The 26,983-nt window shown below is 65.3% G+C and carries 24 protein-coding genes and 1 pseudogene; 8 read left to right on the top strand and 17 right to left on the bottom strand.

All coding sequences use genetic code 11. From position 1 onward, the window contains the following. Nucleotides 1-62: 62 nt before the first annotated feature. Entirely contained in the window at nt 63-1,961 is a 1,899-nt protein-coding gene (locus tag ACKLLE_RS00300) for a M14 family metallopeptidase (RefSeq protein ID WP_420056669.1), read from the bottom strand. A 73-nt stretch (nt 1,962-2,034) separates the two neighbouring features. On the opposite strand from ACKLLE_RS00300, the gene ACKLLE_RS00295 reads away from it, so the two are divergent. Further along, nucleotides 2,035-2,361 (top strand): cupin domain-containing protein, encoded by a 327-nt coding sequence (locus tag ACKLLE_RS00295; RefSeq protein ID WP_064304778.1) that lies wholly within the window; start codon nt 2,035-2,037, stop codon nt 2,359-2,361. Between the two features lie 87 nt (nt 2,362-2,448). Here the strand turns inward: ACKLLE_RS00295 and ureG are convergent, their stop codons facing one another. The 15 genes from ureG to ACKLLE_RS00220 all read right to left on the bottom strand — a co-directional run bounded on the left by ureG (nt 2,449) and on the right by ACKLLE_RS00220 (nt 16,578). Then, nucleotides 2,449-3,072, bottom strand: a complete 624-nt coding sequence (gene ureG, locus ACKLLE_RS00290; RefSeq protein ID WP_064304734.1) for an urease accessory protein UreG — start codon at nt 3,070-3,072, stop codon at nt 2,449-2,451. A 10-nt stretch (nt 3,073-3,082) separates the two neighbouring features. Next, nucleotides 3,083-3,757, bottom strand: coding sequence for an urease accessory protein UreF (locus tag ACKLLE_RS00285; RefSeq protein ID WP_420056354.1), 675 nt, complete (start codon nt 3,755-3,757; stop codon nt 3,083-3,085). Then, the gene (locus ACKLLE_RS00280) at nt 3,757-4,302 is read right to left on the bottom strand and encodes a HupE/UreJ family protein (protein WP_064304736.1); all 546 of its coding nucleotides are present in this window, start codon (nt 4,300-4,302) and stop codon (nt 3,757-3,759) included. The genes ACKLLE_RS00285 and ACKLLE_RS00280 overlap by 1 nt, the downstream gene beginning before the upstream one ends. 20 nt (nt 4,303-4,322) lie before the next feature. Further along, on the bottom strand, nt 4,323-4,805 hold the full coding sequence (gene ureE / locus ACKLLE_RS00275) for an urease accessory protein UreE (RefSeq protein ID WP_009407757.1): 483 nt from the start codon (nt 4,803-4,805) through the stop codon (nt 4,323-4,325). Nucleotides 4,806-4,819: 14 nt separating this feature from the next. Continuing rightward, entirely contained in the window at nt 4,820-6,523 is a 1,704-nt protein-coding gene (gene ureC / locus ACKLLE_RS00270) for an urease subunit alpha (protein WP_009407759.1), read from the bottom strand. After that, nucleotides 6,520-6,840 (bottom strand): urease subunit beta, encoded by a 321-nt coding sequence (locus tag ACKLLE_RS00265; RefSeq protein WP_064304739.1) that lies wholly within the window; start codon nt 6,838-6,840, stop codon nt 6,520-6,522. Before ACKLLE_RS00265 ends, ureC begins: the two co-directional genes overlap by 4 nt. A gap of 9 nt (nt 6,841-6,849) precedes the next feature. Then, entirely contained in the window at nt 6,850-7,152 is a 303-nt protein-coding gene (locus ACKLLE_RS00260) for an urease subunit gamma (protein ID WP_009407763.1), read from the bottom strand. Nucleotides 7,153-7,162: 10 nt separating this feature from the next. After that, nucleotides 7,163-7,996, bottom strand: a complete 834-nt coding sequence (locus ACKLLE_RS00255; RefSeq protein WP_420056353.1) for an urease accessory protein UreD — start codon at nt 7,994-7,996, stop codon at nt 7,163-7,165. A gap of 342 nt (nt 7,997-8,338) precedes the next feature. Continuing rightward, nucleotides 8,339-10,114 carry a dipeptide ABC transporter ATP-binding protein gene (locus ACKLLE_RS00250; protein WP_420056352.1) on the bottom strand — a complete coding sequence of 592 codons (1,776 nt, stop codon included), beginning with the start codon at nt 10,112-10,114 and terminating at the stop codon, nt 8,339-8,341. Continuing rightward, a complete protein-coding gene (locus ACKLLE_RS00245; protein WP_009407769.1) occupies nt 10,111-10,929 on the bottom strand; it encodes an ABC transporter permease in 819 nt (272 codons plus the stop codon). The genes ACKLLE_RS00250 and ACKLLE_RS00245 overlap by 4 nt, the downstream gene beginning before the upstream one ends. 15 nt (nt 10,930-10,944) lie before the next feature. Then, on the bottom strand, nt 10,945-12,003 hold the full coding sequence (locus tag ACKLLE_RS00240) for an ABC transporter permease (protein WP_064304742.1): 1,059 nt from the start codon (nt 12,001-12,003) through the stop codon (nt 10,945-10,947). Then, nucleotides 11,996-13,567, bottom strand: a complete 1,572-nt coding sequence (locus tag ACKLLE_RS00235; protein ID WP_420056351.1) for an ABC transporter substrate-binding protein — start codon at nt 13,565-13,567, stop codon at nt 11,996-11,998. The genes ACKLLE_RS00240 and ACKLLE_RS00235 overlap by 8 nt, the downstream gene beginning before the upstream one ends. Before the next feature lie 10 nt (nt 13,568-13,577). Continuing rightward, nucleotides 13,578-14,753: an LLM class flavin-dependent oxidoreductase gene (locus tag ACKLLE_RS00230; RefSeq protein WP_420056350.1), complete on the bottom strand. Its 1,176-nt coding sequence runs from the start codon at nt 14,751-14,753 to the stop codon at nt 13,578-13,580. A 12-nt stretch (nt 14,754-14,765) separates the two neighbouring features. Beyond that, nucleotides 14,766-15,500 carry a class II aldolase/adducin family protein gene (locus ACKLLE_RS00225; RefSeq protein WP_420056349.1) on the bottom strand — a complete coding sequence of 245 codons (735 nt, stop codon included), beginning with the start codon at nt 15,498-15,500 and terminating at the stop codon, nt 14,766-14,768. A 1-nt stretch (nt 15,501) separates the two neighbouring features. After that, nucleotides 15,502-16,578 (bottom strand): ABC transporter substrate-binding protein, encoded by a 1,077-nt coding sequence (locus ACKLLE_RS00220; RefSeq protein ID WP_420056348.1) that lies wholly within the window; start codon nt 16,576-16,578, stop codon nt 15,502-15,504. 306 nt (nt 16,579-16,884) lie between these two features. On the opposite strand from ACKLLE_RS00220, the gene ACKLLE_RS00215 reads away from it, so the two are divergent. From ACKLLE_RS00215 to ACKLLE_RS00190, 6 genes are all read left to right on the top strand, one after another. Continuing rightward, entirely contained in the window at nt 16,885-18,102 is a 1,218-nt protein-coding gene (locus tag ACKLLE_RS00215) for an acyl-CoA dehydrogenase family protein (protein ID WP_037062382.1), read from the top strand. Between the two features lie 52 nt (nt 18,103-18,154). After that, nucleotides 18,155-19,918, top strand: a complete 1,764-nt coding sequence (locus tag ACKLLE_RS00210) for an ABC transporter ATP-binding protein (RefSeq protein WP_420056347.1) — start codon at nt 18,155-18,157, stop codon at nt 19,916-19,918. Beyond that, a complete protein-coding gene (locus tag ACKLLE_RS00205; protein ID WP_064304746.1) occupies nt 19,915-21,750 on the top strand; it encodes an ABC transporter ATP-binding protein in 1,836 nt (611 codons plus the stop codon). The genes ACKLLE_RS00210 and ACKLLE_RS00205 overlap by 4 nt, the downstream gene beginning before the upstream one ends. Before the next feature lie 175 nt (nt 21,751-21,925). Next, nucleotides 21,926-23,080, top strand: a complete 1,155-nt coding sequence (locus tag ACKLLE_RS00200) for an LLM class flavin-dependent oxidoreductase (protein WP_420056346.1) — start codon at nt 21,926-21,928, stop codon at nt 23,078-23,080. Continuing rightward, the gene (locus ACKLLE_RS00195) at nt 23,077-24,135 is read left to right on the top strand and encodes an ABC transporter substrate-binding protein (protein WP_064304748.1); all 1,059 of its coding nucleotides are present in this window, start codon (nt 23,077-23,079) and stop codon (nt 24,133-24,135) included. The genes ACKLLE_RS00200 and ACKLLE_RS00195 overlap by 4 nt, the downstream gene beginning before the upstream one ends. 295 nt (nt 24,136-24,430) lie before the next feature. Then, entirely contained in the window at nt 24,431-25,561 is a 1,131-nt protein-coding gene (locus ACKLLE_RS00190) for a beta family protein (protein WP_420056345.1), read from the top strand. Here ACKLLE_RS00190 and ACKLLE_RS00185 read toward each other — a convergent pair. After that, nucleotides 25,558-26,130, bottom strand: a complete 573-nt coding sequence (locus tag ACKLLE_RS00185; RefSeq protein ID WP_064304750.1) for a sce7726 family protein — start codon at nt 26,128-26,130, stop codon at nt 25,558-25,560. The genes ACKLLE_RS00190 and ACKLLE_RS00185 overlap by 4 nt on opposite strands. Before the next feature lie 283 nt (nt 26,131-26,413). Between ACKLLE_RS00185 and ACKLLE_RS00180 the strand changes: the two are divergent. Continuing rightward, nucleotides 26,414-26,548, top strand: a pseudogene (locus ACKLLE_RS00180) (cytochrome c); the annotation flags it as partial. Nucleotides 26,549-26,983 lie beyond the last annotated feature (435 nt).

Raw genomic sequence — 26,983 nt, 5'->3', positions numbered from 1 at the left:
CTACGACTGGTTAGCGGCCACTCGCCGCGCAGCCAGGTGCTTGAGCGGGTACACAATGTGCCTCACTGCACCACCCCGACCGGATAAACGAACGCGTTCACGTCATAGAACGGCGTGCGCTGATAGAACCAGTTCAGCCGCGCCTTGGGGTCCTGGGCGAATGCCATGTCGTCCTTGAGCTTCTTGTCGAATTCCGCCTTGAGCGCCGCATCCTCTTCCAGCATCTTCCTCGCCATCGGCTCCATCACGTATTCCTCCGGCTCCTCGGCGACCACCAGGGTCGAGTTGAAGAAGCCCCAGGACCAGAACGAATCCGGGCTTTGCGGGTGCAGCAGGTTGATTGCCAGTACACCCAGCGGCTGGTCGGTATCGATCACCACCGAGCCTGCCGGGAAGGTCTGCAAGCGCTCGAACGGCTTGCCCGTGCCACTGACCAGCAGATGCCCTTCATACCCTGGAATCTCGTTGTTCTGCGCCCGGTCCGGCTCGAAGCCGCCGGCCACTTTCACCTCGTCCATGCGATAGAGCGTCACGGCGACGGCAGTCGGCTTGTCGAGGGTGCGCATGACGATACCGTGGGCCTTGAGCCGGGCAATCACATCGCGCCATTGCGCCGGAACGATGTACTGCCTTGGCCGCTTCACCATCAGGTCCGGCTCGGTATTGCCGGTGACCGGCACTTCGAGGTTCTTTGGCTGGTTGCTCCAGACGATGGTTTTCGCACCGGTGATCGGTGAGGTCTCGTAACGGTAGTCACCGACGGTGAACGGCACGTTCTGTGGCACACCGGCCTTCCAGGTGAGGATCACCTCCTTCTGCGCAGCAAGACGGGCGCGGTCCTTGTCGATGGCGGCACGCAGGGTTGCCGCCTGTTCACCGATCACCTGGAACATCGCCTTGAGCATCACATAGTTGCCCAGCACCTGGGTGCGGTACGGGTGCAGGGCATGCTGCTCGATCAGGATCGAGGGCACGTTGCGGATATCGCCGTACTGGTTGGAGAAGCGCGCCAGGTCCGTGCGGTACGGATAGTAGCCTTGGGTCGGGTCCTGGTTGTCGTTGAAGCTGATGCATTCGTGGACCACGTGCCCTTCATCCTGCAGCGCCTGGTACACCGGGGTGCGCATGACCTGGTCCATCCACGCACTGCTGGCCGGCGACCAGCCGTTGCCGTTATGGCAATAGGAACTGTCGTAGGGGTACATGGCGCCGTCGGTGGAGTGGGTGTCGGCGAAGAAGCTCAGCTCGTAATGGTTGAAGACCCAGGCGACGTTGCGGATTTCGGCACTGTCGAGCTTGGTGAAGTCGCGGTTGAGGTTGTAGTTCAGGCCGTTGACCCGCCAGCCGGCGATATCCGGGCCGTTCTGGTTGATCCGGCCGTAGGCACTGCGGCGAATGTCACCATCGATGTTGACCGTAGGGATGAAGAGGATATTGACCCGTTCCAGCAGCGCGGCGAGAGGCTTGTCGCCCGCGGTCATATCGCGCAGGAGCATGAACATGGCGTCCTTGCCGTTGGATTCGCCGGGGTGGATCTCGGCCTCGACGAAGATCGTCGGCTTGCCGGACTGCTTCAGTCCCGCCGGGGATTTGTCCTTGGACAATGAAGCCACGGCCAGCACCATCGGATGGCCTTCGGCACTCTTTTCCGGCAGTTCGCTCAATACCACCTTGCCGCCCGAGGCAGCGGCGAGCTTGCGCAGCCAGGCGCGGGTCTGTTCGTAGGTGCTGGTCTGCTTGAAGTCGCTGGCTTCGGCCACGGTGATCAGCGGGTTGTCCGCCTTGGCGATATAGCGGGTACTGGTGATCTGCTGTTCGAACATCGCCGGCAGGATCCGCTGCCTGGCCGCCTCGGGGTACTTGCTGTCATCGATATAGGCCGGTGCCGAGGGCAACGCAGCCAGCGCGGACTGGCCAGCGCCGAGCAGCAAAGCGGTGAAAAACAGCCTGGAATGCTTCAGGGGGGAGTTCCTTCTCACGCGGGAACTGGCAACCTTAGAACAGATTGCCAAAGGTTACGAGGAACCAACTGCCATGTTGCACAACCTGTTCGAAGGCATCGCCGAAGCGGCGGTGGAGGAACGTTTCGATGACCTGCTCAAGCGGCCGGGGCTGCGCATCGAACGCATCGTCTCCAATGGCCAGAGCAGCCCGGAGGGATTCTGGTATGACCAGGCGGAGGGGGAATTCGTGCTGGTGCTGACGGGCTCGGCGGGCTTGCGCCTGGAGCATGAGGCCGAGGTGCGGGTGCTGGGGCCGGGGGATTTCGTGGATATTCCGGCAGGCTGCAGGCACCGGGTGGAGTGGACGGATGCGGGGCAGCCGACGGTGTGGCTGGCTGTGTTCTATCAGGCGAAATGAAAGACCTGTGGGAGCGGGTTTACCCGCGATTGCGGAAGTGAACCCACCATCGCAATCGCGGGTAAACCCGCTCCCACAGGGTTCGCGTCAGGCCAGAGGGCGCAACATCCCCCGATCCACGATGAAGTCGATCAGCGTCTGCAAGCCATGCCCAGTCTTCAGGTTGGTGAAGGCCCAGGGCCGCTCCGGGCGCATGCGCCTGGTGTCACTTTCCATGACCTCCAGCGAAGCCCCGACATAGGGCGCCAGGTCGATCTTGTTGATCACCAGGAAGTCCGACTTGGTAATCCCCGGCCCGCCCTTGCGCGGGATCTTCTCGCCTTCGGCAACGTCGATCACGTACACGGTGAGGTCCGCCAGTTCCGGGCTGAAGGTGGCGCTGAGGTTGTCGCCGCCACTCTCGACGAAGATAACCTCCAGGTTGCCGAACTTGCGCGCCAGCTCTTCCACCGCCGCCAGGTTCATCGAGGCGTCCTCGCGGATCGCCGTGTGCGGGCAGCCGCCGGTTTCCACGCCGACGATGCGTTCGGGCTCAAGGGCACCGGCCTCGGTAAGGATGCGCTGGTCTTCCTTGGTGTAGATGTCGTTGGTGACCACGGCGATCTCGTAGTGGTCGCGCATGGCCTTGCACAGCGCTTCGAGCAGCGCGGTCTTGCCGGATCCGACCGGGCCGCCGACGCCGACGCGCAGGGGTTGCTTGTAGCTTTGCATAGGGAATTCCTCAGGATCGGAACAATCGGGTGTATTGGGTTTCGTGGCGCGACGAGGCGATCGCCAGCAGTGGCAGGCCGCCACCCAGTTCTTCATCGGGCAGCAGCAGGGCGCGCTCGAGCACGGCGCTCAGGTCGTCGGAGAGATCGCGCAGCAGGCTTTGCGCGGCCTGCTGGCCGAAGGGCACCAGCTTGACCCCGGCCATTACCGCGCCTTCCAGCCAACTGAAGCCATGGCCCAACAGCAGGTCGCGCAGCGGGATGTCCCAGTACGCCGCCAGCCAGGCCATGCCGCCCAGTTGGGTCAGCTCCAGGCTGGTGCGCCACTGCGGCGCCTGGCCCAGTTGCCAGCCATCGAGCATCCGCGCCAGGGCCGCGCCACGTTGGCGTTCCTCGGTACGCAGCTCGGCGGTTTCGCGATTGGCCAGGAGGAAACGGCTCCAGTGCGCGAACGCCTCGGCATCATCGGCTTCACAGGCCCGGTACAGGCGCACCAGCAACGGCCAGTCGAGATAGCCGAGGGTGTCGTCGATCTGCTGCCGTTGCCAGGTCCGAAAGCCATCGGCGCCCTTGACCCAGCCCGCTTCCACCGCCCACTCCAGGCCCTGCGAGTAGGTGAAGCCACCCACCGGCAGGCCCGGACTGGCCAGTTGCAGCAAACGCAGGAGCTTCAGGTCGCTGTTCATCAGCCCGCCAGCAGCATCGCCGCGCCAGCCAGCAGGCCGCCGCCGAAGGCCTGTTGCAGGCGGGTATGGCGGCGCAGCACGCAGCCCAGGGCAAAGCCGGCCACCAGCAGCAGGCCGCTCACGGTGACGAAACCGGCGCTGAACACCCAGAACGCGCCCGGGCTGGCCTCGACGCCATGGGCCCAGCCATGGAACAGGGCGAACAGCGGCATCACCAGCGACAACAGGACCTGGCGCCGCGGCAGCAACAGCGCGGCAGCAGCCACCAGCAGCGAACCGAGGATCATCTCCTCCATGCCGATCACACCACCGAACAGGTGGCCCAGCACTGCACCGCCGAACATCGCCGCCAGGGTCAGGGCCGGCAGCACCAGGCGGCTACGGGTCAGTGCGGCGAGCACGCCGGTGCCCAGCAGCATCAACAGGTGATCAAGGCCGGTCAGCGGATGCAGCAGGCCATCCTGCAGCGGATTGGCGTCATGGCCTGGGTGGGCGAATGCCGGAACGGCGACCAGCAGCAGGGCAAGGGCAAGACACTTCTTCATGGAAAACTCCTTGTTGTGATTTACAGCGCCTGGGCAGGCAGGCGGACGAACAGATGATCGGAATGGTTATGGCTATGCGGGGCGCTCTGGTAGGCACCGGCTTCGGGCTCGAACGGCGCTTGCTCGACACACACCTCAAGGCCGAAGCCACGGACCATGTCGTCCAGCACATAGTCATGCTGGTAACGCAGGAAACCCGCCTCGACCTGCAGCGGCACATGGCGATTGCCCAGGTGGTAGGCCGCGCGCGCCAGCGCGAGGCCATCGGCGCAGTACACCGTTGACACCTCCTCGGCAGCAGCGATGACGCGAATCACCTCCCCGCCCGCCTCGTCCGCCAGCAGTTCGCCGCCACGGATCAACTGGCCGCGTTCCAGCATCAGCCCGGCATCGCGGCCATCGTCGAGGGTGATACGTATGCGGCTCTTGATCCGGGTATCCAGGCTCAAGGTGGCGGTGGCCGTCACGGCGCCCTCGCCCACCTTGCGGGTCAACAGAATCATCGGATTCTCCTTGCTCAAAACAGAAAGTAACGCTGGGCCATCGGCAGCACCGTGGCCGGTTCGCACACCAGCAGCTCGCCGTCGGCGCGCACCTGGTAGGTCTGCGAATCCACTTCGATATTCGGCATCAGGCCGTTGTGCACCATGTCGCCCTTGCGCACCGTGCGGCAGCCGTGGGCCAGGCCGATCAGGCTGCGCAGGCCGAGCTGCTGGTGCACGCCACGGTCCAGCGCCTCGCGCGACAGGAAGGTCATGCGCGTGGCATGCCGCGCCGCGCCCAGGGCACCGAACATCGGCCGGTAATGCACCGGCTGCGGCGTCGGGATCGAACCGTTGATATCGCCCATCGGCGCCGTGGCGATCATCCCGCCCTTGACCACCAGGGCCGGCTTGACCCCGAAGAAGGCCGGCGCCCAGAGCACCAGGTCGGCCAGCTTGCCGGCCTCCAGCGAACCGACTTCATGGGCGATGCCATGGGTCAGCGCCGGGTTGATGGTGTACTTGGCGATGTAGCGCTTGACCCGGGTGTTGTCGCTGTACGACGAATCCCCGGCCAGCGGCCCGCGGCGCAGCTTCATCTGGTGCGCCACCTGCCAGGTGCGCAGCACCACTTCGCCGACCCGGCCCATGGCCTGGGAGTCCGACGAGGTCATGGCGAAGGCGCCCAGGTCGTGAAGGATGTCCTCGGCAGCGATGGTCTCGCGGCGGATGCGCGACTCGGCGAAGGCCACGTCCTCGGCAATGCTGGTGTCCAGATGATGGCAGACCATCAGCATGTCCAGGTGCTCGTCCACGGTGTTCACCGTGTACGGCAGGGTCGGGTTGGTCGAGGACGGCAGCACGTTGGCGAAGCTCGCCGCGCGGATAATGTCCGGCGCGTGCCCGCCGCCGGCGCCCTCGGTGTGGAAGGTATGGATGGTACGGTCACCGATGGCCGCCAGGGTGTCCTCGATGCAGCCGGACTCGTTGAGGGTGTCGGTGTGGATCGCCACCTGCACGTCCATTTCCTCGGCCACGCCCAGGCAGCAGTCGATGGCCGCCGGGGTCGAGCCCCAGTCCTCGTGCAGCTTCAGGCCCACGGCGCCGGCGGCGATCTGCTCGCGCAGGGCCTCGGGGCGGGACGCATTGCCCTTGCCCAGCAGGCCGATATTGATCGGCAGCTCGTCGGCAGCCTGGAGCATGCGCGCCAGGTACCAGGGCCCGGAGGTGCAGGTGGTAGCGTTGGTGCCGGTAGCCGGCCCGGTGCCGCCACCGATGAAGGTGGTGATACCCGAGGTCAGCGCCTCTTCCACCTGCTGCGGGCAGATGAAATGGATATGCGAGTCGATACCGCCGGCCGTGACGATCTTGCCTTCGGCGGCGATCACTTCGGTACCCGGGCCGACCGGCAGGGTAACGCCGGGCTGCACGTCGGGGTTGCCGGCCTTGCCGATGCCGAAGATGCGGCCGTTCTTCACGCCGATATCGGCTTTTACGATGCCCCAGTGATCGATGATCAGGGCGTTGGTCAACACCAGGTCCATGGCCTCGTCGGCGAGCATCTGGCCCTGGCCCATACCGTCGCGGATCACCTTGCCCCCGCCGAACTTGACCTCTTCACCGTAGATCGTGAAGTCCTTCTCCACTTCCACCCATAGCTCGGTATCGGCCAGGCGCACGCGGTCGCCGACGGTGGGGCCGAACATATCGGCATAGGCCCTGCGGGAAATCCGGCTCATGCGCCTGCCTCCAGCTTGCCCATGACCTTGCCCTGAAAGCCGTACACCTCGCGCTTGCCCACATAGGGCACCAGGGTCACGCTGCGCGACTGGCCCGGTTCGAAGCGCACGGCGGTGCCGGCCGGGATGTCCAGGCGAAAGCCACGGGTGGCCTCGCGCTCGAACACCAGGGTGTCGTTGACTTCGTAGAAGTGATAATGCGAGCCCACCTGCACCGGACGGTCGCCGTGGTTGGCGACGCTGACCACCAGGGTCTGGCGACCGGCATTGAGTTCGATATCGCCATGCTCGGCGACCTGAATTTCTCCGGGAATCATGCCGTCCTCCTAGACGATCGGATCATGGACGGTGACCAGCTTGGTCCCGTCGGGAAAGGTCGCTTCGACCTGGACGTCGTGGATCATCTCCGCCACGCCTTCCATCACCTCGTCGCGGCTCAGGACTTCGCGGCCGAGGTTCATCAGTTCGGCGACGGTGCGCCCATCACGGGCGCCCTCCATCACCGCCGCGCTGATCAGCGCCACCGCTTCCGGGTAGTTGAGCTTCAGGCCGCGGTCCCGGCGGCGCTCGGCGAGCAGCGCAGCGGTGAACAGCAGCAGTTTGTCTTTCTCTCTCGGGGTCAGCTCCATGGTCGCTCTCTCAGGTGGCCCAGATCCGCGGCGGGCACGGCGCCAGGCCAAGGATGGCCGGACGCAGCGCGCACCACAGGCGCAGCAGTGTGGATTGAAGGCGCTGGTTGTCGTGGTCGAGCAAGCGGACCACCAGCAGGTGCCCCAGCAGGGTTGCCCCGGCAGGGACGGCAAGATGCTCGATTAGGGTGCGTGTCTGTTCCAGCAGCTCCGGGGTGGCCGGTGCCGCGCAGAAGGTGGCTTGCAGCGGATAACCCGCGAGCTTGTGCAGGCTGTCGCCGTCGACACGCAAGCGTTCGTGCAGGCCTGGATCGTCGGGCATATCGATCTGCAGGCGGCTGTCCACTGCACCGTGGCTGAAGGTTTCGCCCATCACCGGACGCCCCAGGCACAGGGTTTCCCAGGCCAGCAGGCGCGCTCCGAGGGCCACGGAAAAACGGTTTTCCAGACGGGTGCGGGCCCCGGGGAAACAGATATTGCCGTGAGGCAACCATTCCAGCGTGCTGCCCTCGGCCAGATGGAAATGCTGCTTGAGCACCGAAACGGGGCCGGCGCTGCGGTAGAACTTGGTTGCACCGGGCATGGTCAGCAGCGCATGGGTGCCGGGGTCGAGGGTCACGTCCAGGGTCAGGCGATCGCCGCCGACCACGCCGCCTGGGGGGTGCAGTACATACACGTGGCATGGCGCGCCCTCCGGATAGAACGGCCGCTGCACCAAAAGAGGTCCGAAATGTCGGCGCGCACCAATACAGGTCCTTTCCCCGCGCTCGACAAAGCGCAATTTCAGCTCGGCACTCCAGCCTGCGGTGTCATCCGCAGCGGTGAGCAGTTCGGGTAGGGACATTCCAGTGCTTCCGAAAAACGCCGCGTTTATTGGGAAATGTCTGACATCCCGGTACTACGCAGCTGATTAAAAGCGCCTGCGAAACCCTTGTGATTGACGGGTTTGCGCGGACCTGATCGATCGATCAGTAATCGATGGAAGCTGTAAAAGCATATTGCGGGCCAGAATGGCGCATGTAGGGGATTTCTTGCGGGGAGTGTGCACTGGGATGGGGATGCAACATTTGGATCGAATGAACGCCGCGTACCCTGTGGGAGCGGGTTCACCCGCGATTGCGGTGGTGAATCCACCTTAGCAATCGCGGGTGAACCCGCTCCCACAGGGTACGCGTACGTCTTGAAGTCAGCGCTGGAATTTGGCCTGTGCGACAAGGCCTTTCACATACTCCGTCCCTGGCCGATCCAGCACCTCGGCAGTGCCGCCCTGCTCGATGATGCGCCCGTCCTTCACCACCACGATGCGATCGGCGATCGTCCTGACCACCCCCAGGTCATGGGTAACGAACACCAGGGTCATGCCCTCGGCCTGCAACTCCCGCAGCAACGCCAGGATCGCCGCCTGCACCGAGACATCCAGCGCCGAGGTGACCTCGTCGCAGATCAGCACCTCGGGCTCGCACACCAGCGCCCGGGCGATCGCGACCCGCTGGCGCTCGCCGCCGGACAGGTGATGGGGATACTTCGCCGCCGTTTCCGCCGGCAACGCCACCCGCGCCAGCGCCGCATCGATCCTTGCCCGGCACGCAGCGCCCTTGAGCCCGAAGAAGTGCTCCAGTGGCGCTTGCAGGCATTGGCCGATGCTCTGCCGGGGGTTCAGCGCGCGATACGGGTTCTGGAAGATGTACTGGATCCGGTGCCGGGTCGCCGCGTCGCGCTTGCGCGCCATCAGGCTCAGGGGTTGTCCGTCGAAGCTCAATGCACCGACGCCGCCATCGCCCAATCCGGCCAGGGTTCGCGCCAGACTGGTCTTGCCCGACCCCGACTCGCCCACCACCGCCAGGCATTCACCACGATGTACGTCCAGAGACAGGTCGAACAGCACCTGACGGTCATAGCTTAGGTTCAGGCCGCGCAGCTCCAGCAACGGCGTGCGCGCCTGGTGCACAACCTGCACCGGCGCTGTCTCTTCCTCCGGCACTGCAGTCAGTTGCGGGTGCAGGCAAGCCACCTGCTGCACGCCATCCAGCCCCTGCAACGCCGGCTCGATTGCCGAGCATGCCGCACTGCGCCGAGGGCAGCGGGGGGCGAAGGCGCAACCGGCCGGCCGCTGCCCCGGCGCCGGCGCATGCCCGGCAATTGCCCGCAATACACGCTGGCGCCCGACCTCGGGAATCGCCGCGAGCAACCCCAGGGTGTAGGGATGCCCTGGCCGCGAGAACAGCCGCTCACGACTGGCAACCTCGACGATGCGCCCCGCGTACATCACCATGACCCGGTCCACCAGGTCCTTGATCACTCCAAGATCATGGGACACATACACCGCCGCCACGCCCTGCTCCTTGCACAGCCGGCGCACGGTGGCGAGGATATGCGCCCTTGTGCCGACATCCAGCGCCGTGGTCGGCTCGTCCAGCACGATCAGCTTCGGCCGCAACACGAACGCCAGCGCCAGCATCACCCGTTGCTGCTGCCCACCGGACAGCTGATGCGGGAAGCGCCGCAGGAACTCCCGCTCCCCTGGCAGCCCGACATCCGCCAGGGTCTGCGCCAGGCGCTGCTCCCGCGCCGCGCGATCCAGCCCTGGCTCATGGGCCTGCAAGGTTTCCAGCAACAGCTTGCCGATACGGATCGCCGGGTTCAGGGCCAACGCCGGGTCCTGGGCGACATAGCCGATCAAACCGCCACGGGCCCGGCGCAACGCCTCGCCGTCGAGGGCCAGCAGGTCGGTCCCGGCCACGCTCACCCGTCCGCCATTGATCCGAGCACCACGACGGGCATGAGCGAGCAAGGCGGTCGCCAGGGTGGTCTTGCCCGAGCCGGACTCACCGACCAGGCCGAGGATCTCCCCCGGCGCCAGGCTGAAATCGATGTGCTCGATCACATCGGCGCCACTGTCCAGCTCGACCCGCAAGCCCTCGACCTGCAAAGCCTCTGGGGTAGAAAGAACGAATGCGTTCATGAGCGCGCTCCCGCGCTGTACCGGGCAATGCCTTCGGCCAGCAGGTTGGTGCCATAGGCGAACACCGCGATCAGCAACGCCGGGGCCAGCACGGCCCAGGGCTGGATCAGCAGGCCGGCCTGGTTTTCATTGATCATCAGGCCCCAGTCCGCCGCCGGAGGGGCAACGCCGTAGCCGAGGAAACTCAAGCCCGAGAGCATGCCGATGCCCCAGGTCAGCATGTTGCCGAAATGCACCAGCAGCGGTGTGAGCACATTGGGCAGGATCTCCCGCAACAGGATGCGCGTGCGGGAAAAGCCCATCATCTGCGCGGCCTCGACGAACTCCTGGCTGGCCACCGATACCGCACTGCCCCGTGCCAGGCGGATCACCCCGGGGGTGAAAGCGATGGCCACGGTCAGCACGATCAGCCACGGCTGGCGCCCCAGCATCGAAACGATCAGCAGCACCAGGATCAGGTCGGGAAAGGCCAGCCAGACATCCGCCAGCCAGGTGATCGCCTGGTCCAGGCGCTGGCGCGACAGCCCGGCGAGCATGCCCAGCGCACTGCCGACGATCAGTGCCAGCGACGCCGCGGCCACCGACATCCAGAGAATCGACAGGCCGCCGGCCAGCAGCCGCGAGAGCACGTCATGGCCAAGGAAGTCATGGCCCAGCGGCGCGCCCGCCGTGGGCGCACCGTAAACGCCGCCAAGCATGTCGGTCGGCGCATGGGGCGCCAGCCACGGGCCGAAAAGGGCCAGCAGGACCACCGCCAGGGTCACCAGGGCGCCCCGGCGTATCGACGGTTCACGCCAGAATCGTGCGCTGAACATAAGCGAATCTCCTTATCAAGGTGCCTTGGCCGCCGGACGTCGCCACCAGCTCTGGATACCGCGGCGGTTGCGCTGGATAAGGCTGGCCCGGCGCGCGGTGCGCAGTTTCGGGGTGAGCAGGACGGTGAGCAGGTCGGCCAGCAGGTTGACCAGTACCACGCCCAGGGTGATGACCAGCACCGCGCCCTGGATCAGCGGCAGGTCGCGCATCTGGATCGCGCTGTTGAGCAAGGTGCCGATGCCCGGGTAGCTGAATACCACCTCGGCGAGCAACGCACCACCGATCAGGGTGCGCAGGGTCAGGGCCACGCCCTGGATCGCCGGGACCAGCGCATTGGGCAAGGTGTGGCACCAGACCAACCGCCACTGCGGCACGCCGCGCAGGCGGGCGGCACCGACATAGTCCGAGTCCAGTGTTTCGATCATCGAGGCACGCACCAGCCGTGCCAGATACGGCAGCGCCGACAGGCTCAGGGCGAACACCGGCAAGGCCAGGTAATCCAGTTGGCGCCACAGCGGCCGGTCCGGATCGATCAGCGACACCGCCGGCAGCAGGTCGAAATGCGGCATGGAGAACAGCAGCACCAGGCCGATGGCGATCAGGTAGCCGGGCGTGGCCTTGAGCACGATCAGGGTCGCCAGGCCCCAGCGATCCAGGCGCGAGTCGCGGCGCAGGGCCAGGCCGACGCCGATGGTCAGGGCCAGCGGCAGTACCACCATCAGCACCCCGAGCAGCAGCGCCAGGGTATTGCCGAAACGGATGAACAGCAGCCCCGCCACCGGTTGCGCCGAATCCAGGGAAATCCCCAGGTCGCCGCGCAACACCTGGGCCAGCCAACTGAAGTACTGGACCAGGATCGGCCGGTCCAGCCCCAGTTGCTGGCGCAAGGTCAGGATGCTTTCCAGCGGCGCCTCGGGCCCGAGGATGACCCGGGCCGGGTCCGACGGCAGCGCCTGGGTGGCGATGAACACCACCAGGCTGATGACCCAGGCCGTCAGCAGGCCATAACCGAGCCGGCCGATGAACCACGGCAGCCAGGCGGGCAAACGGGAGGTACGGATAGGCTCAGGCATGGTTCAACCACAGGCTGTCGAAGCGCCAGGAGGCGAAGGTGGTCTGTTCGCCGTGCAGGCCGCCGACTTTCTGCGAGGCGGCATCGAGCACGTCGGTAAAGCCCCAGATCAGCAGGCCGCCACGCTGGTGCTGGATGGCCTGGGCCTCGTGCACCAGCTCGCGGCGCAGGGCGAGGTCGGGCTGGCCGAGGGCCTGGGTGAACAGTTGCGAGAAGCGCTCGTCACGGAAGTTGCTGCGGTTGTAGATCGCCAGGGGCGCATCGTTGTGCAGGCCGGTGGCGAGGAAGCCACGGGCCGGTGTCGAGCACGGCGACATCAGCCACTGCTCCTTCTGCGGGCCATTGAACACCGAACCGTCCACCGGCGTGACCTTGATCTCGATCCCGGCCTTCTTGGCCTGCTGGGCGAACACCAACGCCGCGTTGACCTCGTTGGCGGTGGTGGTCAGTTCCAGGCGCAGGTCGGTGGCCCCGGCTTGGCGCAGCAGCGAGCGAGCCTGCTCCAGGTCGTACGGACGCTGGGCGATGGCGTGGTTGTAGGTCGGGTCCTGGGGCGAATACAGGTCGTTGGCGATCCGCCCGAAGCCATTGAGGCCGCGCCCCACCAGTTCCTGGCGGTCGGCCAGCAGGCGGAACGCCTGGCGCACCCGCTCGTCCTGGAACGGCGCCTTGGCGGTATTCAGGTTGAAACCGCTGAACGAAGTGGTCGGCGAAGCCACCAGTTGCAGGCGTGGATCGGCCTTGATCAGCGCACTGTGCTCGGCCTGGATGGCACTGGCGATGTCGATCTGCCCGGCGCGCAGGGCGGCGACCCGCGACACCTGGTCCTTGAATTCGATGATCTCCAGCTCGTCGGCATAGGGCTGGTTGGGCTTGAAGTAGTTCTCGAAGCGGGTGAACAGCGCCCGCTGCCCCGGCACGAAGCGCTTGAGCCGGTACGGCCCCGCCCCCACCGGATTGTTCGGATCGTAGTCGGTGGGCACGATGCCGCCGAAGGCGATCAGGGTTTCGTCGAGGGGGAAGAAGCTGCGGCCTTCCTTGAAGCGGATCTCGATGGTCCGGTCGTCCAGCTTGCGCAAGGCCTGGCGATCGATGGCGCCGACCAGCCCGGCATAGGGCGAGGCCAGCTTCGGGTCGGTCAGGCGCAGGATCGAGAACAGCATGTCGTCCGAAGTGATGGTCTTGCCGTGGTGGAACTCCAACCTCGGCTTGATGCGGATGGTCCAGGCGCTGGCGTCGGCGTTGGGTTCGGCGAACTCGGCCAGGCCCAGGCGCGTGCTGACATCGTCGTTCCATTCCCAGAATTTGCTGTACAGCGCCCAGCCGCGAATGATCCCGCCGCCGGACGGCTTGTGCGCGTCGAGGTTGCCGGCCTGGTCGCCGTCGATGATGCCGACCCGCAGGCGACCGCCGCGCACTGGCGTGCCGGGGGCGACTGCCGCCCCGGCCACGGCAGCGGGTTCGCCGCCACCGCAGCCGCTGAGCAGGCTGGAACCGAGGATCAGGCCACCACCGACGACCAGGCCGTTGCCGAGAAACGCCCGGCGGGAAAATTCGTTGCGCATGGGTACTTCCTTAGGCCGGTTCGGCGGCCGTGCGGGCCTTGAGGCGCGGAACCTCGAAGCCATGGTCCAGGTCGAGCAGCGGGAACAGGAGGTCGGCGACCCGGTGCGCCTCATCGATCAGCGGGAAGCCGGAAAGAATGAAGGCGCTGGTGCCCTGGGCCTCGTACTCGCGAAGGCGTTCGGCGACCTGTTCGGCGCTGCCCACCAGGTAAGTGCCGGCAGCAGGACCGAGCAGGTTGAAACCGAACAGGCTCGGGCCGGTCCAGACGTTCGGGTAGATTTCCAGGTCGCGGGCTTTCGGCAGGCGACCTTCGCGGATCGCCTGGACATTGGCCTGGATCCGCGGGTCGTCGCTGTGGAAGCTGTCGAGGGTCTGGCCCGGCGGCAACTGGCGCTCGATGGCGGCGCGGGCGGTGGCCACGGAGGTGTTGTCCAGCAGCTTCTGGGCATGGGCCCAAGCTTCTTCCTCGGTCTCGCGGACGATGATCTGCAGGCGTGTGCCATAGGTCAGCTCGCGGCCGATCTTCGCCGCTTCGGCGGCCACCTTGCGGAACTTGGCACCCAGCTTCGGCGGGGTGTCAGCAAAGCTCAGGTAAACATCCAGCAGCTGCACCGAATGGGCCACACCCGGATCGGAGGTACCGGCGCCCCACAGCGGCACGGAAAGACGCTTCGGCGGATGCCAGCCACCCAGCGGGTGCCGTGCAGCCGCGGCCGGACGTGGCGCCAGCTTGACGAACTGGCCGTCATAGCCCTCGGTGCCACCGGCATAGATCGCCTGGAAGGCCCGCCAGTATTCAAGGCTGAACTGGTAGCGCTCGTCATGCGGGTAATGCACGCCCAGGGTCGCCAGCCCGGCATCGCTGCCGTTGACCACGTTGAACAGCAGGCGGCCACCGGAGAACTCGTCGAAGGTCAGCGCCCACTTGGCCAGCACGGCCGGCGACACCTCGCCCGGATGCTGGGCCACCAGGAAGCGCAGGCGCTCGGTGGCATCGATCAGCGAGGCCGCCACGGCCAGGCTTTCGTTGGGGCTGGTGCCGAGCAGCGAGCCGTAGTAGCCGAGGCGGTCTGCGCTCACGGCCAGTTGCTTGAGGTGATTGAAGTCGGTGCGCCAGCGGCCTTGCTCTTCCCATGGATAGGGGCCGTCGGGGCTGGTGAGGTACCAGAGGATCTTCACTGCCATGGTTCGATGTCCTTATGTGCGCGGGCTGTCGTTGGCGGGCACCAGGCCCAGTTCACGGGCCTGGCCGAGCAGCTTGCTCATGGTCCATTGCTGGGTCAGCACGCCCGGGCCATAAGGCCGCGATCCACCGATGGCCTCGGCCAGCAGTTGCAGTTGCGCGCCCTCCTCCAGCAGCAGGATGAATTCCGCCGTGGCCTGCAGGCCCTGGGTGCCCCACACGGTGGCGCCGCCATTGGCTTCGAGGATCGCCGGGGTGAAGGGGTTTTCCGCAAGGCTGTCGAGGATGAAGTCCACCTCGTCCTGGCGCCGGTCGATGTACACCGGCAGCTCGCGGGCGAGCTGGAAGCGCTGCACCGGCACATAGTTGAACGGCAGCGAGCGCTGGGTCTGGGCCCAGGCGCCGAGGTACGGCGAATGCACGTGGGACACCGTGGTGATCTGCGGCTGCTGGACGAACAGCCGGGTATAGCGGTTCAGCCCGCCCTTGCCCTGGCCATGCACCAGGTTGCCGGCAAAGTCGCTGACCGTGGCCTTCAGTGGCTGGTCCTTTTTCCACGGGCCCGGGTAGTTGACCGACACCAGCAACTCGCGCCCCGGCACCCGTTCGATAAAACCGACGGTGCCGTTGGCGGTGATGCTGTTGGTTTCCCGGTAGACCCGGAAGGCCTCGCCGGCCAGGTGGGTGACGTTGTCGACGAAGTCCTTGAGTTCGGCGTCGACCAGGTGTTCGGCAGTCAGTACGGTCATGTCAGATGTCCTTTTCAAGCGTGTCTTGGGAGGTGCGTTGGGCGAGCAGTTCACGGGCGGCCTGCAACGGGCGGTGGTCGACCCACTCGGCCAGGTCGAAGTCGGCCTCAAGGAAGCCATGCAGGTTGAGGAAGGTCTTCTGGATATCGAGGAAGGCCAGGCGCTGCTCGGACAGGTCCGGGGCCAGGGTGGTGTGGAAGTCGCCACGGTAGGCCTGGTCCACGCCCTCGGCACCGGCGCGGGTCTCGTCCTGGAGAATGCGCAGCACGCCCTCGCGGTTGTCCCGCGCCCAGTCGGCGGCGCGCAGGGTCTGGGCCAGGAAGCGCACCACCAGGTCGAAATGCTCGTCGAGCAGGCTCTGATGCACGGTGATCGGCCGCGGCGTACCGTTGTTGATGCGGTAGCGCGGGTCTTCGATCTGGTCCAGGTCGATACCCACTTCCAGGCCCAGGCGGCGCGCGGCATCGGCGGCGGAAGCGCCCTTGACGTAGACCGCATCCACTTCGCCGCGCACCAGGTAATCCAGGCCGGACCACAGGCGCTGCAAGCCCTCTTGCGGATTGGGCGCCTGCTCCTGGTCGTGCAGCGGCACCTCCACCAGGGTGACGTCATCGAAGCTCAGCCCGGCCAGGCTCAGCGCCCCCTTGTAACCGTGCAGGCTCATGGCCCGGGCGATGCTGCCGGGACGGCTGGCACCCCAGGCCGGCAGGGCCAGGCGCTTGCCTTTCAGGTCGGCAGCGCTGCGGATGCCGGAGCCGGGACGTACGAGGATGGTCTGCCATTCCTCGATCCAGGTCAGACCGATCAGGCGGCTCGGCGAACCGGCAGCACGGGCAGCCAGGGCCGGCACGTTGCCGCCCTCGCGAAACAGCCCGGGCAACTGGTGGTCGTAGTGATGGTGACCCAGCTGGCGGGCCTCCTGCAGGGTCAGGACCGGCAGGCCGTCGGCGGCGAATTCCTCGCCGAGCCAGCCGAGGGTGTAGGCGATGCCGGAAGCGGTCGGCACCGGGCAACGGGTGAACCAGAGTTGCTCCAGGGGCGCTGCGCCGGGCAGCGGCAAGGTAGCGGCAAGTGACATGAGTTGGCTCCATCAGGGGATCGAACGGGCCGGGTGGCCTTTGCCCGGGCTATTGCAGCGCTCGTGCCAACTCACTAATTCATTGTTTTTAAAAGGTTTTTTGTGATCGCCAAGCACCGACTGCTGATCTGCCAACACTCCCCCAGCGGGACTGCTGCTGCCTGAGCAACAATCGGCCCGGGGCTGCTGCTGGAGCAGCAACAGGGCTCGACGAAATCGCTGCAAGCCGCGCTCTGCAAGGGCTTCAGGGCGATGGCACAGAACCTGCTCCAGGGCCTGGACCTGTTCACCCAAGGAAGCTCTATCGTGTCCAACCTGCCCCGCCGCCTGGAAAGCGAAGACCAGGCCATTACCGCCGCCCACGAGATTGCCGGCGAAATCGCCGCCCTCGCCGCCGACCCGCAACACAACCGCAGCCTGCCCCGCCGCCAGGCCCAACTGCTGTCCGACAGCGGCCTCACCGCCATCGGTGTGCCCAAGGCCGATGGCGGCCTTGGCGCCTCGGTGGAAACCATCGTCGAGACGGTGCGGATCATTTCCCGCGCCGATGGGGGCGTCGGCCAGTTGCTGCAGATCCACAATGTGATGCTGCGCGGCGTGCTCAGCGGCTATCCGGACGAAGTGCGCCAGCGCCTGATCGACGATGTGCTGGCCGGCAAGCGCCTGGGTAACGCCCTGGCCGAAGTCGGCGGGAAGAACAAGTTCGCCCTCAAGACCCGGGTCGAGCGCCGCGAGGACGGCGTGCTGGTGCTCAACGGCAGCAAGTTCTACTCCACCGGTTCCTACCTCGCCGAATGGATCTCCCTCACCGCCGCCAGCGACGACGGCGGCGCCGGCGTGCTGCTGCACCGCGACACCCCCGGCCTGACCCTGGTCGACGACTGGGACGCCTTCGGCCAGAACAATTCGGTCAGCGGCACCGTGCGCTTCGACAATATCGAGCTGGACGAACGCTACGTGCTGCGCCGCCAGGGCCCGATGAAGCGCACCGGCCTGACCTTCCCGCAGATCCTGCATGCCGCCATCGACACCGGCATTGCCGCCGGCGCCCTGCAGGCCGGGATCGACTACCTCAACCAGCACGCCCGGCCCTGGGTCGAGAGCGAGGTGGAACGGGCCAGCGACGAGCCGCATATCATTCGCCAGATCGGTGAATACGCCGTGGCGCTGCGTGCAGCCGAATCACTGCTGCGCGATGCGGCACGGGTCTTCGATGCCCACGAGCGCGATCCCGAGAACAAGGCGTTGCAGGACGAACTGATCCTCTCGGTGGCCACCGCCCGCGCCCACTCCGACGGCGCCTCGCTGAAAATCTCCAGCGATATCTTCTCCCTGCTCGGCGCCAGTGCCTCCCTGAGCAAATGGAACCTCGACCGTTTCTGGCGCAACGCCCGGGTGCATACCACCCACGACCCGATCCGCTGGCGCCTGCACCACGTCGGCAACTACTACCTCAATGGCGTCGATCCGGGCGAGTACACCGCGATCCTGGCGGCAAAGCAGAAGGTCGGTGCCAGTCGCTGAATCCATCGCGCGGGTCGACCCGCGCGCTTCTTCGTCCTGTTTCGAGTTCTTCATGAGCCATCGACATCCGCTGCTGCGCAGCCTGGCGATCTACCGCGAAATGCCCTGGCGCTTCGCCCTGGTCGCCGGGTTGTTCGTTCTTATCAACCTGGGCCTGGTCTGGCAGCAATGGCTGATCGGCCATGCCCTCAACGACGTTACTGCCGGCGTCGCGGTGCGTCGCCTCGATGATGGCGGGCTCGACGGCACGGTGGCCTGGCACTGGTTCTGGGCCATTCTCGCCGTCGCCTTCGGCCGCGCCGTTTTGCAGTACGCCGCCTCCCTCGGCTCGCTGATCCTCGGCCAGGAACTGCTCACCCGCTTGCGCGAACGCATTCTCGAGCAGGTCTTGCGCCTGCACCTGGGTTATCACTGGCAGCACGGCATCGGCGAGATCGTCACCCGCACCACCCGCGATGCCGACAAGGTCCGCGATGCCCTGGTGAGCTTCTGGCGGCAATTGGTCGAGACCCCGCTGGTGGTGCTGGCCACCGTTGGCCTGCTCGGCTGGTACCACCCGCTGCTGGCCCTCGGGCCGTTGCTGCTGACCCTGCTCGGCCTGTACCTGTTCGTGCTGCAGACCGACCGTCTGGTGGAACTGGACCGGGCCGTGGGTGCGGCCTACGACCGGGTCAACCAGGACCTGGCCGAGGGCATCGGCGCGGTGCGGGTGATCAAGTCGTTCGGCCTGCAGCAGCAGCGCATCGACGGTTTCAGCGAGCAGGTCCGGCAGTTCACCGGGTTGGCGCGGCAGGCCCTGGCCTGGGCCAGCTCGCGGATTCCCCTGCCCCAGGCCCTGGTGGCGCTGGGGCATGTGTGGATTCTGGTGGTGGGTGCCCAGTTGGTCGCGGCGGGGAAGATCGGGATCGGCGAACTGGTCACCTCGCTGCTGATCGCTACCACCCTGGTGTTCCGTATCGAAGGCATTGGCCGGGTAATGCAGACCTTCGCCGATGCCCGCGCCAGCGCCGGGCGCATCTGGCAGTTGCTCGACGCACCGACGCAGATCGAAAGCGGCCCGCGCCTGCTGCCAGCGGGGCCGCTGGGCCTGCAACTGGAAGAGGTGAATGTCAGCGCCCCCGGCAGCGAGCGGGACATCCTGCGCCAGTGCTCGCTACTGATCGCGCCGGGCGAGGTGGTCGCCATCGTCGGCGCCACCGGCACCGGTAAAAGCCTGCTGGCCAGCCTGCTGCCACGCCTGACCGACGCCGACAGCGGCCGCGTGCTGCTCGGCAACCACCAAGGTGGCTGGCAGGACGTGCGCGCCCTGGACCTGAAGGACCTGCGCCGGCGCGTGCATGTGCTGCCCCAGGAAAGCTTCCTGTTCGCCGACAGCCTGGCGGCCAACCTGCGCCTTGCCGCGCCACAGGCCACGGACGACGAACTGCTCGACGCCCTGCATCGCGCCGCCGCCGACGACATCCTCGAACGCTTGCCCAACGGCCTCGACAGCCCGCTGGGCGACCGTGGCGTGACCCTTTCCGGCGGCCAGCGCCAGCGCCTGTGCCTGGCCCGCGCGCTACTCGCCTCCCCCGACCTGTTGTGTCTCGACGACGCCACCAGCGCCCTCGATGCCATCAGCGAGCGGCATGTCCTCGACCACCTGCGTCGCCCCGGAGGCCCGACCCTGCTGCTGATCGCGAGCAAGGCCACCACCGTGGAACGTGCCGACCGCGTGCTGCTGCTGGACCAGGGCCGTATCGTCGCCAGCGGCCCACACGCCGAACTGCTGCAACGCAATGCGGCCTACCGCGACCTGCTGGGGATCGACCAATGAGCAAGAACGCCGGCAATACCGCCATGAGCGATATCGAGATCGAAGAACGCCTGGCGAAAAAGGCCCTCGACCGCAGCATGCTGCAACGCCTGCTGCCACTGCTCAAACCGGTGCGCGGCCAGGTGGCCTGGGTGATCGTGCTGGAGCTGGTGCTGGTCTTCACCGTGTTCCTGCGGCCATGGTTCGTCCGTGAATTGCTTGATCGCGGGCTGGTCCATGACGGCACTGCCTGGCTGCTGGACCTGCCGCTGGTGCTCTGGCTGGGTGCCGGGCTGGCGGCGAGCTGGCTGGGGCGGATCCTGCTGGGCGGGCTGTCGCAATACATCGCCGGCAGCGCGGCCATCGCCGTCCTCAACCAGTTGCGGGTGCGGGTCTTCGCCCATGTCCAGGCCCTGAGCATCGGCTACTTCGACCGTACCCGCGCCGGGCGCATCCTCTCGCGCGCCGACCGCGACGTCGATGCCCTTGAGCCACTGCTGATCCAGGGCCCGCCGGAACTGCTCGGCGCCCTGCTGCGCTGCACCCTGGCGGCGCTGATGCTGTGGCTGATCACCCCGCTGTTCTTCTTCGCCCTGATTGGCAGCGTGCCGTTGCTGTTCCTCGCCACCTGGGCCTTCAAGCGCGTGGCCCAGCGCAACTGGGCCAGGGTCGCCGAGCAGCGCAGCCGCTTTACCGCGCACCTGGTGGAGAGCGTCGGCGGCGTGCGCCTTCTGCAGCAGAGCGGGCGCGAGGCGGACAACCAGCGGCGCTATCGCGGGCTGCTGGACGAATTCAACAACGCCCTGATCACCGGCAGCCTGCGCTCCGGCTGGTTCGCACCCTTCACCGCGCTGCTCGCGGCCGGCGGCATGGCGGTGCTGGTGCTGGTCGGCGCCTACTCGCTGGCACAGGGCACGGTGACCGTGGGCCAGGTTGGCGAAAGCCTGTTCTACGTGATGCTGTTCCTCGGCCCGCTGCAGGAGCTGACCGACCTGTTCGAGCGCTACGCCACCGGCTCGGCCTCGGCGCAGCGGATCTTCCTGCTGCTGGATACCGCGCCGGAGATTCGCGATCCCGAGCGGCCGCTGCCGTTGCCGCGGGTGCAGGGTGAAGTGCATTTCGACAAGGTGCGCTTTGCCTACCAGCCCGACAGCGGGCGACCGGTGATCGATGACCTGGACCTGCGCATCCGCGCTGGCGAGGTATTGGCCATCGTCGGCCCGTCCGGGCATGGCAAAAGCACCCTGGTGCAGTTGCTGACCCGCTTCTACGAAGTCAACGACGGCGCCGTGCGCCTTGACGGCGTGGATATCCGCCATGTCAGCCAGGCCCAGTTGCGCCGGCATATCGGCGTGGTGCTGCAGGACAACGTGCTGTTCGCCGGCAGCATCCTCGACAACCTGCGCCTGGCCGCGCCGGGGGCGGACGACGCCAGCCTGATCGCGGCGGCGCGGGAGCTGGGCGCGGACGAGGTGCTCGAGCGCTTGCCCCATCAGTACGCGACCCAGGTCGGCAGCCTCGGCAGCCATCTGAGTCATGGCCAGCGGCAACTGGTATGCCTGGTGCGTGCCTACCTCGCCAACCCGGCGGTGCTGGTGCTGGACGAGGCCACCTCGGCGGTGGACGTGCACACCGAGCGACGCATCCAGCGGGCCTTGCGCAGGCTGTGCCAAGGCCGTACGGCGATCATCATCGCCCACCGCCTGGCGACCATCCGCGATGCCGACCGCATCGTGGTGATCCGCCAGGGCCGCGTGCATGAACAAGGCAGCCACGGGCAACTGCTGGCGGCGGACGGAGCCTACGCGGCGCTGTATCGCAGCCATGACCAGCTGGCCGTGCATGAACAGTGATTGCTTTTGGGGTGCTGCCCAGGCAGCACACAGATCCTGTGGGAGCGGGTTTACCCGCGATTGCAATGGTGGATTCACCACCGTCATCGCGGGTGAACCCGCTCCCACAGGGTCCACGTCACTCCCGTGGCACACAGGTTGCACCTTCTCTTTTCAATTCACCAAAGGACCCGCCATGACCACCGAATTCTTCTGGCGCCTGCCCCTGGGCACCGACGGCCCGCAACTGACCACCGACAAGCACAACCGCGGCAGCTTCGCCGGCCAGCACGGGCATATCGCCCCCGGCCTGCTGGCCGACGGCAGCCCCGACGGTTTCACCTACATCGACTACATCGCCCAGGTGGCCAAGGCCGCCGAGCTGGCCGGCTTCGAAGGTGCCCTGCTGCCTACCGGCCCGGAGCCGTGGATAGTCGCCGCCGCCCTGGCCCGGGAAACCCGGCGCCTGCGTTTCCTGGTGGCGTTCCAGGCCACCTGGACCCTGCCCGCCTACGCCGCGCAGCAGGCCGCGATCCTGCAGCACCTGAGCCATGGGCGCCTGGACTGGAACATCATCACCGGCGGCAGCCCGGCCAGCCAGCGCGCCCAGGGCGATTTCCTCGACCATGACCAGCGCTACCAGCGTACCGGCGAGTTCCTCGATATCATCGATGGCCTGTGGAACCACGAGCGCTTCAGCTACGAAGGCCTGGTCTATCGTCTGGAAAACGGTGCCCTGCCGCCGGGCCTGGGCAACGAGCGTAAACCGGCGGTGTACTTCTCCGGCTTCTCCGACCCGGCACTGGAGGTGGCGGCCCGGCATGCCGACGTGTACCTGAACTGGGCCGAGCCGGTGGACAAGCTCAAGCCGCATATCGAGCGGGTTCGCGAACTGGCCGACAAGCAGGGACGCACGGTGCGCTTCGGCCTGCGCGTCGACCTGTTCGCCCGGGAAACCGAGGAAGCCGCCTGGCGTGACCTGCGCCGCCAGTTCGAGCGCCTGGAGGGCAAGCCCAGTGCGGTCTCCAGTGCCTTCACCCGGGCCAGCGACTCGGTCGGCGGCGCACGGCAGACCGCCTATCATCAGAACATCCAGGACTTCGACGACCTGGTCATCGGCCCTAACCTCTGGGCCGGGTTCGCCAAGGCCAAGCCGGGGCCGACCGTGGGCCTGGTGGGCAGCCACCAGAACATTGCCGAGCGCCTGGCCGAATACCGCGACGCCGGCTTCTCCACCTTCATCCTCGCCGGCAACCCGCACCTGGAAGAAGCCCTGCGCATCGGCCAGGAAGTCCTGCCGCTGCTGCGTCAACCCACTCCCCAGGCTTTCAAGGATACGATCGCCCCATGAGCACACCTCTCGATACCCTTTGGTACACCCACAGCCCGGTGCCCACCGGCCTCGGCATCGCCGTGCAGACCGGGCGCCTGGCCGAGGCCTTCGCCCCGCTGGGCACCTCGATCCAGTCGCTGCGCGAATCCAGCGAACGGGAAGTACGCGAGGCCCACTACGACCACCACCTGCCCAACTCGGTGCGCCATGGCGGCAATATCCCGGCGATCTGGGCCTACTCGGCCGGGGTCGAGACCCGGGTGCTGGGCTTGAGCTGGGCCGATGAAGTGCAGTTGATCCTGACCACCGCCGAGAGCGGGGTGAAAACCGTCCGCGACCTGAAGAACCGCCGTTTCGGCCTGCCCAAGTGGGCCAACGTACAGATCGACTTCACCCGCGCCCAGGCCCTGCGCGGCCTGGAAAACGCCCTGCGCCTGGAAGGCCTGAACGTGGGTGATGTGGAGCTGGTGGACTATCCCTATGGTGGTACCCACAGCGACGAGCAGGTCACCCATGTCCACGGCGCCGCCGTCTATCTCAGTGGTGCCCGCATCAGCCGGCGCAACAACGAGCTGATCGGCCTGCTGCGCGGCGATATCGACGCGATCTTCCTCAAGGGCGCCACGGCCTTGCAGCTCGCTTATGAGCTGGGCCTGCATGTGGTGATCGATACCGGCTCGCACCCCGACCCGCTGATCCGCGCCAACAACGGCACACCGCGCACGCTCACCGTGGACACCCACTTGCTGGACAACCATTTCGGCGCCTGCAAGCGCATCGTCGACGTGCTGCTGCGCACCGAGCAATGGGCCTGGGCCAACCCGGACGAGACCCGTCGTTACCTGGCGCGGGAGCTCAACACCAGCGAGTACTGGGTAGCGGCGGCCTACGGCGAGGACGCCCACCGGCGCCTGCGCACGACCCTCGACAGCCGCTCGATCACCGCGCTGCAGGACTTCACCGATTTCCTGTATCGCTGGGAGTTCATCCCACGGCACTTCGATGTGCGGGAATGGATTGATTTCAGGGTGCTGGAGGCGGTGATCGGGTCGACGTCGCGGGTGGCGACCTGAGGGAAACAGCTGTTGTCGCTCATGACCCCATCGCGCATTTTCTGGCGATGGGGTCGAGGTAAAAAACGATGCATAACCACACCGAAACTTATGTTTATAAAAAAGGAAATCTCTTACACCGAGCAATAAACAAGAAACAAACCTTGAAACAAACAGTATGAATTCCCGGGATTCAATCATTTAAACGCCATCTATAACTACTTCGCCTTACCTTCAAAGCAAGCCAAGCACAGGCGTCATCTCCGAGTGCAGAGTGTGACGCCGAACCCATGGCATTGGAAAATGCGGAGTAAATATGGATCAGTTGAAAGACATTATTTATGCACCCTGCCTGCGATCAAGTACATACGACCTTCTGGCACTAAGAGAAATCGAGGAGCGTCGCCGAAAGAGGATTAGTCCAATCATATCTGCCAGGGGTAATGATTTGGCCTTGATAAGCGAGTTCGCCAAGTATTGGGAAGGTGATAGCTTCTGGCTGGACTCATCAAGATTTCCACAGGACAGCCAGACCGAACTGACAAAGAAACTGAACGATCCTAGCGGAAATTTCGACGGCAAGTTTTCTGCCTTCAGTAAGATCAAACAGATCAATCCAGGCACACTGCCCGTTGTAGGTTTCAGTTCCGGTGATAAACCGCGTAACGTGGTGCAATTCGCCCTTCGACTATATAAGGAGTTTTCAGCGGTCGCCATTCGCATTGAGGGTTCTGGAGCAGTTCTTGAACGCAACCTGGCAACAGCGCGCGCCGTTCTGAACGCTGTCAGCGACGAAGATCTAGCACGTACAACCATCATCCTGGATGCCTGGAGCATCAGCCAGATCCCTTCCATGCAGGAAGGAAGCAGCCTTCAGAAAATGCTCCGTCTGACCGAGGAGTACGATGTCGCCAACGTGATCACCCTAAGCACGTCCTGGCCCGACGACCGTCCGGACAGAGGTGTCAACGCGACTGTGCCCTGCATTGACCCTTTCTGGCAGGCGATCACGCACAAACAGTTGGGTACCAGGGGAGTAGCACATGTCTACGGGGACTACGCTTCTACTAACCCGATGCGCGATCTGCTGGACGATTTCGATCCCAAGAAAATGGCGCAGCCCATTCCTTTCGCCGGCTACTACAACGCTTGCTCCTGGCATCAGGAACGCCATGGTGCAGGTGGTGAAAACGAGAAATATCGGGATATCGCCCGCTCATTCAGGGCACTCGGTAACTACCACGGTGACGAGTTCTGCTGGGGCACACGTGCAATCGGGGCAATCGCTAGTGGCGCACGTGACAAGCCCGGAAATATGGCGTTCTGGAACAAGATCCGTATCAACCAACACATCTGCGCCATGCTTGAGGACCTCTCGGGAGGCCTGCTGCAAGCCCTAAGCAACCCACATGAGCCTGAGTACGACGATCTGGATGACCTGATCTAGCCGCCCTTACGGTCCTTGAGACAAGCCAGTACACAACTGCGAATCGAGTCGATAGGAACAGATCCGGAGACCTTGCCGCGGACTTCCGCCTTGGTCTCCTTCTTTTTCACAACGATGCCGTTTTGCTCGCACAAGGCATCCAACTCCTCACGCCAGAGCAGACCAGTGAGGTCGTAAGCATTGGCTTGGCGATTAGGCTTAGCATTGCGCAACAACACGAGCCCTCCCAGGTCATCAGCAACAAGAATGCCGACGCCTTTGGGCGTGACCTCGAGTGCCTTCTCAAGATGGCGACCATGGGTACACAGCCACACCTCATCGAAGACGTTGAAATAGGCATCACATTGGCTCGGCCAGCGTTTCAACGTATCGGCACCGGATTTGATTTCAAAAGCGACAAGGCGGCCATTGGCAACTGCAAGATCCGCCCGGAAGGTCATGTCGATGGACCGCCCTTCCTGCCGGTTGACGAACCCCAGCTCCTCGATAAGCACATCATTGACGTCCTTGGAGAGATGGGTCGTGACCCAACCTTTCAGGTTGTCCCGGATGGCGGCAGGCGAAAGCATGGCGATTCCTCAAACGATAAGCGGCGGGAGTATAGGAAATCGCCAAGGGCCTAGCCAGCGTCACCTATCGGTAGCAGCCAGAAGAGTTGTTTCTAAACGGCAAAGACCGATTTCATCTTGCATGGTCGGGAAAATATGCAATAAAGGCCGCCCTACGCATTACCCGGCCTGTCGAGCCGCCATGGACTGCCAAACCGATGAACATCAACAAGAACTGCCTCGCCCTGCTGGGCCTTCTGACCCTGCCCCACGCCCGGCTGTCGATTGCCGACCCTGCCAACGGCTCCGACTCAACGGCAATCTTATTCCGAAGACCTTGCAGGAAAATGGCGTGAAGATGCCGCCGTTTACTTGGAAGGTTCAGGATTTCCAGGATTTGAATCAGTACATGGTGGGGGTGATTTCAAGAGCGCGGTGATCCGGGTAGGACAATCAAGGCTGCTAAGCCATTACAGAAAGGTACAGTTGCCACCCTTTGCTTGATTCGCCGCGGCCCTTGTGGGAGCTGGCTTGCCAGCGATAGCGGTGGTGAATTCACCGGCGTCATCGCTGGCAAGCCAGCTCCCACAGGGTCCGTGTCATCAGGCCGACTTCCCGCCACATCAGGCAACGAACTTCACCGATTTCCGACTTTCTTGTAGGCAATTTCCCAAGCATACTTCCGCGGCTTATCAGCTATTGCGTGCCGGGGAAACGCTGCCTAGTCTTGCGGCCGTCGTTGATGTCTGGCGACCGGTTTTGACAGACCGCAACCGAAAGTACCCGCAACGCCCATTTCCTTCGCGGCAGGCTTTGTATCGCCTGGGCGACGTGTCATGGCGGCTGTGCGTGGGGCGCATTCGTGCGCGCCGGG

It is taken from the genome of Pseudomonas bharatica, assembly GCF_048586865.1.
Classification (GTDB): Bacteria; Pseudomonadota; Gammaproteobacteria; order Pseudomonadales; family Pseudomonadaceae; genus Aquipseudomonas; species Aquipseudomonas bharatica.
Note: the sequence above shows the minus strand (reverse complement) of the source record. Positions and strands in the feature narration are given on the sequence as shown.

What these genes read in the sequence shown, in the direction of transcription:
- ACKLLE_RS00230 (WP_420056350.1), bottom strand. Translation starts at nt 14,753, where the DNA reads ATGGCAGTGAAGATCCTCTGGTACCTCACCAGCCCCGACGGCCCCTAT.
- ACKLLE_RS00265 (WP_064304739.1), bottom strand. Translation starts at nt 6,840, where the DNA reads ATGATTCCCGGAGAAATTCAGGTCGCCGAGCATGGCGATATCGAACTC.
- ACKLLE_RS00245 (WP_009407769.1), bottom strand. Translation starts at nt 10,929, where the DNA reads ATGTTCAGCGCACGATTCTGGCGTGAACCGTCGATACGCCGGGGCGCC.
- ACKLLE_RS00280 (WP_064304736.1), bottom strand. Translation starts at nt 4,302, where the DNA reads ATGAAGAAGTGTCTTGCCCTTGCCCTGCTGCTGGTCGCCGTTCCGGCA.
- ACKLLE_RS00235 (WP_420056351.1), bottom strand. Translation starts at nt 13,567, where the DNA reads ATGCGCAACGAATTTTCCCGCCGGGCGTTTCTCGGCAACGGCCTGGTC.
- ACKLLE_RS00240 (WP_064304742.1), bottom strand. Translation starts at nt 12,003, where the DNA reads ATGCCTGAGCCTATCCGTACCTCCCGTTTGCCCGCCTGGCTGCCGTGG.
- ACKLLE_RS00210 (WP_420056347.1), top strand. Translation starts at nt 18,155, where the DNA reads ATGAGCCATCGACATCCGCTGCTGCGCAGCCTGGCGATCTACCGCGAA.
- ACKLLE_RS00255 (WP_420056353.1), bottom strand. Translation starts at nt 7,996, where the DNA reads ATGTCCCTACCCGAACTGCTCACCGCTGCGGATGACACCGCAGGCTGG.
- ACKLLE_RS00225 (WP_420056349.1), bottom strand. Translation starts at nt 15,500, where the DNA reads ATGACCGTACTGACTGCCGAACACCTGGTCGACGCCGAACTCAAGGAC.
- ACKLLE_RS00205 (WP_064304746.1), top strand. Translation starts at nt 19,915, where the DNA reads ATGAGCAAGAACGCCGGCAATACCGCCATGAGCGATATCGAGATCGAA.
- ACKLLE_RS00220 (WP_420056348.1), bottom strand. Translation starts at nt 16,578, where the DNA reads ATGTCACTTGCCGCTACCTTGCCGCTGCCCGGCGCAGCGCCCCTGGAG.
- ACKLLE_RS00195 (WP_064304748.1), top strand. Translation starts at nt 23,077, where the DNA reads ATGAGCACACCTCTCGATACCCTTTGGTACACCCACAGCCCGGTGCCC.
- ureG (WP_064304734.1), bottom strand. Translation starts at nt 3,072, where the DNA reads ATGCAAAGCTACAAGCAACCCCTGCGCGTCGGCGTCGGCGGCCCGGTC.
- ACKLLE_RS00250 (WP_420056352.1), bottom strand. Translation starts at nt 10,114, where the DNA reads ATGAACGCATTCGTTCTTTCTACCCCAGAGGCTTTGCAGGTCGAGGGC.
- ACKLLE_RS00295 (WP_064304778.1), top strand. Translation starts at nt 2,035, where the DNA reads ATGTTGCACAACCTGTTCGAAGGCATCGCCGAAGCGGCGGTGGAGGAA.
- ureE (WP_009407757.1), bottom strand. Translation starts at nt 4,805, where the DNA reads ATGATTCTGTTGACCCGCAAGGTGGGCGAGGGCGCCGTGACGGCCACC.
- ACKLLE_RS00285 (WP_420056354.1), bottom strand. Translation starts at nt 3,757, where the DNA reads ATGAACAGCGACCTGAAGCTCCTGCGTTTGCTGCAACTGGCCAGTCCG.
- ACKLLE_RS00260 (WP_009407763.1), bottom strand. Translation starts at nt 7,152, where the DNA reads ATGGAGCTGACCCCGAGAGAGAAAGACAAACTGCTGCTGTTCACCGCT.
- ureC (WP_009407759.1), bottom strand. Translation starts at nt 6,523, where the DNA reads ATGAGCCGGATTTCCCGCAGGGCCTATGCCGATATGTTCGGCCCCACC.
- ACKLLE_RS00200 (WP_420056346.1), top strand. Translation starts at nt 21,926, where the DNA reads ATGACCACCGAATTCTTCTGGCGCCTGCCCCTGGGCACCGACGGCCCG.
- ACKLLE_RS00190 (WP_420056345.1), top strand. Translation starts at nt 24,431, where the DNA reads ATGGATCAGTTGAAAGACATTATTTATGCACCCTGCCTGCGATCAAGT.
- ACKLLE_RS00185 (WP_064304750.1), bottom strand. Translation starts at nt 26,130, where the DNA reads ATGCTTTCGCCTGCCGCCATCCGGGACAACCTGAAAGGTTGGGTCACG.